Source organism: Acidovorax sp. BoFeN1, assembly GCF_003345135.1.
GTDB classification, from domain to species: domain Bacteria; phylum Pseudomonadota; class Gammaproteobacteria; order Burkholderiales; family Burkholderiaceae_C; genus Acidovorax; species Acidovorax defluvii.
Window position 1 is genome coordinate 1 of the sequence record NZ_QOZT01000114.1, and the last position, 9,922, is coordinate 9,922.

At 64.3% G+C, this 9,922-nt stretch carries 11 protein-coding genes; 9 read left to right on the forward strand and 2 right to left on the reverse strand.

Annotation, left to right across the window (positions count from 1 at the left end; all coding sequences use genetic code 11):
• Positions 1-459: 459 nt before the first annotated feature.
• The 3 genes from hpf (at position 460) to hprK (ending at position 2,357) form a co-directional block, all read left to right on the forward strand.
• Positions 460-792, forward strand: coding sequence for a ribosome hibernation-promoting factor, HPF/YfiA family (hpf, locus tag DTW89_RS17560; RefSeq protein ID WP_024813299.1), 333 nt, complete (start codon positions 460-462; stop codon positions 790-792).
• 113 nt (positions 793-905) lie between these two features.
• Complete coding sequence (locus DTW89_RS17565; RefSeq protein WP_024813298.1) at positions 906-1,373, forward strand: PTS sugar transporter subunit IIA; 468 nt, start codon at positions 906-908, stop codon at positions 1,371-1,373.
• Between the two features lie 27 nt (positions 1,374-1,400).
• Positions 1,401-2,357: an HPr(Ser) kinase/phosphatase gene (gene hprK, locus DTW89_RS17570; RefSeq protein ID WP_024813297.1), complete on the forward strand. Its 957-nt coding sequence runs from the start codon at positions 1,401-1,403 to the stop codon at positions 2,355-2,357.
• Positions 2,358-2,527: 170 nt separating this feature from the next.
• Here hprK and fur read toward each other — a convergent pair whose 3' ends face one another.
• Entirely contained in the window at positions 2,528-2,944 is a 417-nt protein-coding gene (gene fur / locus DTW89_RS17575) for a ferric iron uptake transcriptional regulator (protein WP_024813296.1), read from the reverse strand.
• Between the two features lie 89 nt (positions 2,945-3,033).
• Between fur and DTW89_RS17580 the strand changes: the two genes are divergently transcribed.
• The 6 genes from DTW89_RS17580 (at position 3,034) to DTW89_RS17605 (ending at position 8,965) form a co-directional block, all read left to right on the forward strand.
• The gene (locus DTW89_RS17580; protein WP_114656864.1) at positions 3,034-3,594 is read left to right on the forward strand and encodes an outer membrane protein assembly factor BamE; all 561 of its coding nucleotides are present in this window, start codon (positions 3,034-3,036) and stop codon (positions 3,592-3,594) included.
• Positions 3,595-3,657: 63 nt separating this feature from the next.
• A complete protein-coding gene (gene dapB / locus DTW89_RS17585; RefSeq protein WP_114656865.1) occupies positions 3,658-4,497 on the forward strand; it encodes a 4-hydroxy-tetrahydrodipicolinate reductase in 840 nt (279 codons plus the stop codon).
• An 18-nt stretch (positions 4,498-4,515) separates the two neighbouring features.
• Positions 4,516-5,199 (forward strand): MotA/TolQ/ExbB proton channel family protein, encoded by a 684-nt coding sequence (locus tag DTW89_RS17590; RefSeq protein WP_114656866.1) that lies wholly within the window; start codon positions 4,516-4,518, stop codon positions 5,197-5,199.
• Positions 5,200-5,215: 16 nt separating this feature from the next.
• Positions 5,216-5,641 (forward strand): ExbD/TolR family protein, encoded by a 426-nt coding sequence (locus DTW89_RS17595; protein WP_114656867.1) that lies wholly within the window; start codon positions 5,216-5,218, stop codon positions 5,639-5,641.
• 127 nt (positions 5,642-5,768) lie between these two features.
• Complete coding sequence (leuS, locus tag DTW89_RS17600; RefSeq protein WP_114656868.1) at positions 5,769-8,462, forward strand: leucine--tRNA ligase; 2,694 nt, start codon at positions 5,769-5,771, stop codon at positions 8,460-8,462.
• Positions 8,463-8,467: 5 nt separating this feature from the next.
• Complete coding sequence (locus DTW89_RS17605) at positions 8,468-8,965, forward strand: LPS-assembly lipoprotein LptE (RefSeq protein ID WP_024813290.1); 498 nt, start codon at positions 8,468-8,470, stop codon at positions 8,963-8,965.
• 22 nt (positions 8,966-8,987) lie between these two features.
• Here the strand turns inward: DTW89_RS17605 and rocF are convergent.
• A partial coding sequence (gene rocF / locus DTW89_RS17610; RefSeq protein ID WP_236637197.1) for an arginase occupies positions 8,988-9,922 on the reverse strand: 935 nt, incomplete at its 5' end.

A 9,922-nucleotide genomic window follows, 5' to 3' on the forward strand; every position in this document is an offset into this window, starting at 1 on the left:
GGGCTTGGGGGCTGGGCTGGGTCATGGTGGTAGTGCGGGCAGGCGGAGCGTGAAGAGGGTTCCGTGCCAGGAAAGTGTTAAGGATTGCGGGCGATCAGGGCTGCTTCGAACCGTTTGATTTTACGCAGCAGCGCACCGGGTGGGGCCCCGGCTCTGGGCGGCTGCGCGCAAGGCCGTGGCAATGCAGGGGGTGCCTTGCAAGGCGGGCAACTGCCGCGTTGGTGGGGCACGCACTGGGGGGCGTTTTGGGGACTTTGCCCACAGCCGACCCATTGTGCGCGTTTTTTTTCGCCGTGGCACCTTCACCGACATAACCCGCCCGCCAAGGGCGGTATGGGATTGCTTTTGGCATTGCGCGGGGGCATAGTGAATTCGCGTCGACGCATGTATCCGAGTTAGCCGGGCCGTTCCTCTGATCCAGAGCGGCATTTTTGTCAAAGAGCCACAGGAGACTTACTTATGAACTTGACGATCAGCGGTCACCACCTCGAAGTTACCCCCGCCTTGCGCAATTACGTCACGACCAAGCTCGACCGGATCACGCGCCATTTCGATCAGGTAGTGGACGTCAAGGTGCTGCTGACAGTAGAGAAACAGAAGGAAAAAGAGAAACGGCAGCGAGCGGAATGCAACATCCACGTCAAGGGAAGCGACCTGTTTGCAGAAAGCTCCCATTTCGACCTGTATGCCGCTGTGGACGAGCTCGTGGACAAGATGGATCGCCAGGTCGTGCGCCATAAAGACCGCATCCAGGACCACTACGACGCATCCAAACGCGAGATGCTCGCGTAAGCCATGCAGATGCGCTGCCTGTCGGCCGCAGCCGCCCCCCGGGGCGGTTTTTTTGTGGCTTGCGGGTTTTGATCAGGGTTTCTGCCAATGTGTGCATAATTGTTTCCTTGACCATGAACCGACTCGCATCCATCCTGCCCTCCGCTCAAGTGCTCGTGAGCGTTGACGCCACCAGCAAGAAGCGTGCTTTCGAAGAAGCGGGTCTCCTGTTTGAAGGCCAGCACGGTCTTTCGCGGGCGCTGATCACCGACAGCCTCTTTGCGCGTGAGCGACTAGGCTCCACGGGCCTGGGACACGGCGTGGCCATTCCGCATGGCCGCATCAAGGGCCTCAAGGCGCCGATGGCGGCGGTGTTTCAACTCGCGCAGCCGATTGGTTTCGATGCGCCCGACGAAATGCCGGTTGGGTTGCTCATTTTTCTGCTCGTACCCGAAGCCGCGACCCAGAAGCACCTGGAAATCCTCTCCGAAATTGCCGAGCTGCTGAGCGACTCGGTGCTGCGCGAGAGGCTCAAGGCGTGCGACGACGCCGCGGTGCTGCACGGCATGATCGCCGGTTGGCAGTCCACCCAGGCCGCCTGATTTTTTCTTCGCCTTCGCGGGACTGTCTTGAAGCCCAACGTCGTCAGTGCCGATGTCCTGTTTGAGGAATTCCGGGGCACCCTGAAATGGGAATGGGTGGCCGGCCTTGGTGCTTCCGAGCGGCGCTTTGACGAAGTGGCCGTGCGTGCGGCACGCTCGGGCGCCGATCTGGTGGGGTATCTCAACTACATCCACCCCTATCGGGTGCAGATTCTGGGCGAGCGAGAAATCGCCTACCTCGTCAATGCCACCCCCGAAGACTGCCAGCGCCGCATTGCGCGCATTGTCACGCTGGAGCCGCCCGTGCTGGTGCTGGCCGATGGCCAGGTTGCGCCGGATGCGCTGCTGTCCATGTGCGAGCGGGCGCAGATTCCGATGTTCGCCACGCACGAGTCGTCGGCGTTCGTCATTGATGTGCTGCGTGCCTACCTGTCCAAGCACTTTGCCGACCGCACCACGATGCACGGCGTGTTCATGGACATTCTGGGCCTGGGGGTGATGATCACGGGTGAATCCGGCCTGGGCAAAAGTGAGCTGGGGCTGGAGCTAATCTCGCGCGGCAACGGTCTGGTGGCCGACGATGCTGTTGACCTGTTTCGCATCAACCAGACCACCATTGAGGGCAAGTGCCCCGAGCTGCTGCAGAACCTGCTGGAAGTGCGCGGCATTGGCCTCCTGGACATCCGCGCCATCTTTGGTGAAACCGCCGTGCGCCGCAAGATGCGCCTCAAGCTCATCGTGCACCTGGTGCGCAAGGAAACGCTGGAGCGCGAATACGAGCGCCTGCCCTACGAGCCGCTCACGCAGGACGTGCTGGGCGTGCCGGTGCTCAAGGTGGTGATCCAGGTGGTGGCGGGGCGCAATATTGCCGTGCTCGTGGAGGCGGCCGTGCGCAACACCATCTTGCAGTTGCGCGGCATCGACACTTATCAGGAATTTGTGGAGCGGCATCGCCGCGCCATGGAACGCGACACCGGGGGCTGATTCGCAGGTCGGGCAACAGGCTCGGCAACCGTTCCAGGCAATTGTGTGCGCGCTGTCCGCAGGCCCAAGAGCCCGTCGCGGCCAAGCCAGCGGCCGCCGCGCAAGGGCCGCCCCGCCGCGCCGGCGGCGTCCCCCTTCAGGGGGAAGGCGCGCAGCGCCTCAGGGGGGCTTCATTTGGCTGCGCAGTGGGCGCACTGGCCATACAGGGCCATCGTGTGGTCCTGCACCACCCAGCCCTTGGCCTTGGCAATGATCTGCTGGCGCTTTTCGATCTCGGGGTCGTAGAACTCTTCCACCTTGCCGCACGACGTGCACACGAAATGGTCGTGGTGCTGGCCTTCGTCGAGTTCGTAAACCGCCTTGCCGCTTTCGAAGTTGCTGCGGATCAGAATGCCCGCCTGCTCGAACTGCGTGAGCACGCGATAGACCGTGGCCAGCCCTATGTCCGAGCGCTCTTCCAGCAGGACGCGAAAGACATCTTCAGCCGTCATGTGGCGCTGCGCGCCCTTCTGAAAAATCTCCAGGATCTTCAGGCGCGGCAGGGTGGCCTTCAGGCCCGTGCTTTTGAGTTCGTCGATATTCGTCATGACCGTGTCTTTCGTGTGTCGGCGGGCTCGACCAGGCCCACAGGACCAGCCGCTACAATGGGTCGATCATAGCCTTACGACCCTTTTCCATGCCCGTCAAAGCCCATAGCAGCGCCCGTCTGGGCGTGACCTTGTTCATCGGTGTCTGCCTGACTGCCGTGGCCGGCTGCAGCAGCCTGGACAATGCCAGCAATCGCCTGGCCAGCGTCGTGACGCCTTACAAGGCGAATGTGGTGCAGGGCAATTTTGTTTCGCGCGAGCAGATCGAGGCGCTTGCGCCGGGCATGAGCCGGCAACAGGTGCGCGACATTCTTGGTACGCCCCTGGTGACCAGCCTGTTCCATGCCGAGCGCTGGGAATATGTGTTCACCATCAAGCGTCCGGGTGAAGACCTCCAGACGCGCAAGCTCACGTTGTTTTTCCAGGGCGATCTGCTGCAGCGATTTGACGGCGATGCCATGCCCTCCGAAGCCGAGTTTGTGGCCTCCCTGGGATCGCGCTCCACCAAGGGCAAGGTGCCCGTGCTGGAAGCCACCGACGCCCAACTGGCGCGTTTCCCGGCTCCCGAGCGCGCGGCCAACGCACCAGCGGCCGCACCTGCTGAACCGGTTTCCACCTCTTACCCCCCACTCGAAGCGCCCGCGCGCTAAAGACCGCGGCTTTGGGTGCCGGCACCCGGCATGCCCCGCCGCATTCACCGACACAGGAATGACATGACAGGCAGCTCTTTGCCCTCCCAACCCACTTCCAAAGCCCTGCGTGTCGCGGTGGCTGGTGCGTCCGGCCGTATGGGCCGCATGCTGATCGAGGCCTTGCGTGCCAGCGAGGACATGGTGCTGGCTGGGGCCCTGGATGTGGCGGCCAGCCCCGCCATCGGCTCGGATGCCACGGCATTTCTGGGCCACGCGAGTGGCGTGGCCATCACTGCGGACCTGCGCACGGGCCTGAAGAATGCCGATGTGCTGATCGATTTCACCCGCCCCGAAGGCACACTGGCCCATCTGGCCCTGTGCAGTGAGCTGGGCGTGAAGGCGGTCATCGGCACCACGGGCTTCACGGACGCGCAGAAGATCGAGATTGCGGCATGTGCACAGCGCACGGCCATCGTGATGGCGCCCAACATGAGCGTGGGCGTGAACGTCACGCTCAAGCTGCTGCAGATGGCCGCCAAGGCCATGGCCACTGGCTACGACATCGAGATCATCGAAGCCCACCACCGCCACAAGGTCGATGCGCCCTCCGGCACCGCACTGAAGATGGGAGAAGTGATTGCCGATGCGCTGGGGCGTGACCTCAAGGACTGCGCCGTGTATGCGCGCGAAGGCGTCACGGGGGAACGCGATCCGTCGAGCATCGGCTTTGCCACTATCCGAGGTGGCGACATCGTGGGCGACCACACCGTGCTGTTTGCCGGCATTGGCGAGCGCATCGAGATTACGCACAAATCGTCCAGCCGCGCCACCTATGCCCAGGGCAGCCTGCGCGCCGTGCGCTTTCTCGCAGACCGCAAGACCGGCATGTTCGACATGTTCGACGTGCTGGGTCTGAACTAGCGCCCCCGGCGAGCCGCCATGGACGCACTTCACTGGTGGCGCCAAGGGGATGCCGTGACGCAGGGCACGGCCCTGCTGCTGCTCGCCATGTCAGTGGCCAGCTGGGTGGTGATTTTGTGGAAGGCGCGCGTCATGCGCCGGGCCTTGGCCGACGTGGCGCGGTGCACAGCGGCTTTCTGGCAGGCGCCATCGCTGGACGTTGCGGTGCAGCGTTTGCAGTCTTTTGATCGCGAGGCGCTTGTTCTGTCTATGGTTGTTGCTACAAAATCAATAGCGACACGTCCTGATTCAGCTGAGCAGGCCACGCTGGCGACTTCCGGCAGCCTGTCGCAGCAACTCACCCGCGTGCTGCGGGACGCCCTGCACGGCGCGCTGGGCAGGCTGCAATGGGGCCAGGTGCTTCTGGCAACAGTCGGGTCCACCGCCCCTTTCGTTGGCTTGCTCGGCACAGTCTGGGGCATCTACCACGCCCTCAGCGCCATGGCGGGAGCCGGGCAGATCACCATCGACCGCGTGGCCGGTCCCGTGGGCGAGGCCCTGGTGATGACGGCTGCGGGTCTGGCGGTGGCCATTCCGGCGGTGCTGGCTTACAACGTGTTCGGGCGCTTCATTGGCCGCATCGAGGCTGACCTGGAAGGTTTTGCGCGCGACCTGCGCGAACTCCTTGTCGACACCGCGCCCCCCAAGGTCGTGTCGGCATGACGGAGCGCGTGGAAACATGAGTTTCGGCCGGCTGGAGCGCACCCCCGGGCCGCAGCCCATGAGCGACATCAACATGACGCCGCTGGTGGATGTGATGCTGGTGCTGGTGGTCATCTTCATTCTCACGGCGCCATTGATGGCCAGTTCGATCCGGCTGGATCTGCCGCGCACCGAGGGTGCCACGCCGGGCGCCGCACCGCAGTCCATCACGCTGGTGGTGGATGCGACGGGCCAGGCCTTTCTGGAGGACCAGCCGCTTTCGCAGGCAGCCCTGGCCGAGCGGCTGCAGCGCATCGGTGCGGCCCGTCCCGATACGGAAGTGCAGTTGCGTGCCGATGCCGCCGTGCCATACGGCCGCGTGGTCGAAGTCATGGGTGCGGCCCACAGCGCCGGGCTCCAGCGCATCGGGTTTGTTGCCGAACAGCCCGCTGCGGCGCGCTGAGCCCCTGACGGCAAGCCCAGACCCCGCACCGGGTGCGGCGCACGGCCGGGCGCGTTCCCCGTGACCGCCTAAAATCTGGCAAAGCAGCAGCCCAGCGGCTGCATTCCTCTCATCCAGCAGAGCTCCCATGCAAGAAAAATACTCCCACCAAGACGTCGAGCGCGCCGCGCACGACCACTGGACCGCCACCGACGCCTACCGCGTGACGGAAGACACGAGCAAGAAAAAGTTCTACGCCTGCTCGATGCTGCCTTACCCCAGCGGCAAGTTGCACATGGGCCATGTGCGCAACTACACCATCAACGACATGCTCACGCGCCAGCTGCGCATGAACGGCTACAACGTGCTCATGCCCATGGGCTGGGACGCTTTCGGCCTGCCTGCCGAGAACGCCGCCCTGAAGAACGGAGTTCCACCGGCGAAGTGGACCTACGAAAACATCGCCTACATGAAAAAGCAGATGCAGGCGATGGGACTGGCCATCGACTGGAGCCGCGAGGTCGCCACCTGCGACCCCGAGTACTACCAATGGAACCAGTGGCTGTTTTTGAAGATGCTGGAAAAGGGCATCGCCTACCGCAAGACCCAGGTGGTGAACTGGGACCCGGTGGACCAGACCGTGCTGGCCAACGAGCAAGTGATCGACGGCAAGGGCTGGCGCACCGGTGCCACCGTGGAAAAGCGCGAGATTCCGGGCTACTACCTCAAGATCACCGACTACGCCGAAGAGCTGCTCGACTTTGTGACCGGCGAAAAGCTGCCCGGTTGGCCCGAGCGTGTGAAGCTGATGCAGGAGAACTGGATTGGCAAATCGGAGGGCGTGCGTTTTGCCTTCACACACGAGATTGCAGGGGATGACGGTGCGCTGATTGGCGACGGCAAGATGTACGTGTTCACCACGCGCGCCGACACCATCATGGGCGTGACCTTCTGCGCCGTGGCGCCCGAGCACCCGCTGGCCGCGCACGCTGCCAAGACCAACCCCACGCTCAAGGCCTTCATTGAAGAATGCAAGAGCGGCGGCACCACCGAAGCCGAGCTGGCCACGCAAGAGAAGAAGGGCGTGCCCACTGGCCTGTTCGTCGCGCACCCGCTCACGGGCCTGCCGGTGGAGGTGTGGGTGGGCAACTACGTGCTCATCGGCTACGGCGACGGCGCCGTGATGGGCGTGCCCGCGCACGACGAGCGTGACTTTGCGTTTGCCCTCAAATACGGCATCGAGATCAAGCAGGTGGTGCTGGTGGATGGCGAGCACTTCGACTACCACCAGTGGCATGACTGGTACGCTGACAAACAGCGCGGCGTCACCATCAACTCTGACAACTTCAGCGGCCTCTCTTACAAGGACGCCGTGGCCGCCGTGGCCCATGCGCTGGCGCAAAAAGGCCTGGGCGAACTCAAAACCACCTGGCGCCTGCGCGACTGGGGCGTGAGCCGCCAGCGCTACTGGGGCACGCCGATCCCAATAATTCACTGCGACGAACACGGCGCCGTGCCGGTGCCCGAAAAAGACCTGCCCGTGGTGCTGCCTGCCGACTGCGTGCCCGATGGCTCGGGTAACCCGCTGCACAAGCACGAAGGCTTTCATGCCGGCGTGACCTGCCCCGTGTGCGGCAAGGCAGCCCGCCGCGAGACCGACACCATGGACACCTTCGTGGACAGTTCGTGGTACTTCATGCGGTATTGCGACCCGAAGAATGCCGACGCCATGGTTGCCGAGGGCGCCGATTACTGGATGCCGATGGACCAGTACATCGGCGGTATTGAGCACGCCATCCTGCACCTTCTGTACGCGCGCTTCTGGACCAAGGTCATGCGCGACCTGGGCCTCGTGAAAGTGGACGAGCCCTTCACCAAGCTGCTCACACAGGGCATGGTGCTCAACCACATCTACAGCCGCCGCACCGCCAAGGGTGGCAAGGACTACTTCTGGCCGCACGATGTGGAGCATGTGCTCGATGAGGGCGGCAAGATCATCGGTGCCAAGCTCAAGAACGAAGCCACCAGTGGTGACGGCCTGCTGCCCGTGGGCACGCCCATCGACTACGAGGGCGTGGGCACCATGTCCAAGTCCAAGAACAATGGCGTAGACCCGCAGGACCTGATCGAGAAGTACGGCGCCGATACCGCCCGCCTGTACACCATGTTCACCGCCCCGCCCGAGGCCACCCTGGAGTGGAACGACGCTGCGGTGGAAGGCAGCTACCGGTTCCTGCGCCGGGTGTGGAACTTCGGCGTGAAGTTGTCTGCTATGGATATGGAAGCTGCTACCGCAAGCGTGGCAAGCGCTAGCAGCCTGAAAGACGTTGAATTTGGCAAGGAAGCCAAGGCACTGCGCCTGGAGATCCACACCGTGCTCAAGCAGGTGGACTACGACTACCAGCGCATGCAGTACAACACGGTGGTCTCGGGCGCGATGAAGATGATCAACGCGCTCGAAGACTTCAAGGCGCTGGAGTGCGCGGGCGCCCAGGTGGCACTGATCGAAGGCTTTGGCATTTTGCTGCGCTGCCTGTACCCCGCCACGCCGCATGTGGCACACAGCCTGTGGTCGCAACTGGGTTACGCCGGGCACCTGGGCGATCTGCTCGATGCCCCCTGGCCTCAGGTGGACCCCGATGCGCTGGTGCAGGACGAGATTGAGCTCATGCTGCAGGTCAACGGCAAGCTGCGCGGCTCCATCCATGTGCCCGCCCAGGCCGACAAGGCCGAGATCGAGCGCATCGCGCTGGCCAGCGAGGCCTTTGTGGCCCAGGCTGCCGGCGCCGCACCCAAGCGGGTGATCGTGGTGCCCGGCCGCCTGGTGAACGTGGTGGTCTGACCATGATGAACAAGCGCACACTGCTCTCCCTTGCCCCTGTGGCCCTGCTGACCGCCTGCGGTTTTCGCCTGCGGGGGGTGCCCGAATTTTCCTTTGCATCGTTGTATGTGGCGGCTCCCCAGGGCTCGCCACTGGCGCGGGAGCTGACGCGCACGCTGGAGGGATCGGGCAGCAAGCTGCAGGTGCTGCGCGACCCGGCCGCGCTGCCAACGGCGCAGGCCGTGCTCGATCTGCTGTCGGAGCAGCACGAACGCGCGGTGGTGGGCCTCAACGCTTCGGGGCAGGTGCGTGAACTGGAGCTGCGCCTGCGTGTGCGTTTCAAGCTGCGCACGCCGGCAGGCGATGAGCTGATTCCCGACACCGAGCTGCTCCAGCAGCGCGAGATCAGCTACAACGAAGCCATCGCCCTGGCCAAGGAGGCGGAAGAGGCCCTGCTGTTTCGCAACATGCAGACCGACATCGTGCAGCAGTTGCTGCGCCGTCTGGCGGTGGCCAGGCGCTGAGGCCGCTGCAGCGGCCTGGTCTTCAGGCAGGCACCCGCATCAGCGTGCTTTTTCCAAAGAGCGATTCCACCAGGTCCACGGCCAGCAGCGCGGTCTGGTTGCGCACATCGAGCGCCGGATTGAGTTCCACCACGTCGAGCGAGGCCAGCCGTCCGCTGTCGGCAATCATCTCCATGCACAGCTGCGCTTCGCGGTAGGTGGGGCCACCGGGCACCGTGGTGCCCACGCCGGGCGCAATGTCGGGGTCCAGAAAATCGACATCGAAGCTCACATGCAGGTGCGTTTCGTCGTCCAGCCCCGCCAGCGCCTGCTGCATGGTCTGGCGCATGCCCACTTCGTCGATGAAACGCATGTCGAACACCTCCAGCCCCTGTTCGTGCACAAAGCGCTTTTCGCCCGCGTCCACACTGCGAATGCCGATCTGCCGAATCTGATCTGCCCGCAATGCCGGCCCCCCGCCGGGCATGCGGGCCAGCCCCGTCAGCTCTTGCGGGCCAAAGCCGCACAGGCAGGCCACTGGCATGCCATGCACATTGCCGCTGGGCGTGAGCGCGCTGGTGTTGAAGTCGGCGTGGGCATCGAGCCACAGCACGCGCAGTTTTTTGCCCGCCTCCACACAATGGCGCGCCACGGCGCTGATGCTGCCCAGGCCCAGGCTGTGGTCGCCGCCCAGCAAGATGGGCAGGTGGCCCTGCTGCAATTGGGCCAACACCGCGTCGAACACGCGCTGGTTCCACTGCACCACCTCGGGCAGGTGGCGGTAGCCGTGCACGGGCGGCAGCCAGGGGTTGGCGGGGCCGGTCAGGTTGCCCAGGTCGCACACCTGCAGGCCCCGGCTTTCGAGGGCCTGCTGCAGCCCCGCCACGCGCAGCGCCTCGGGGCCCATGGAGGCGCCGCGTGCGCCAGCACCGATGTCGGTGGGCGCGCCAATCAGGCGGACTGAGCGGGTGGGTGCAG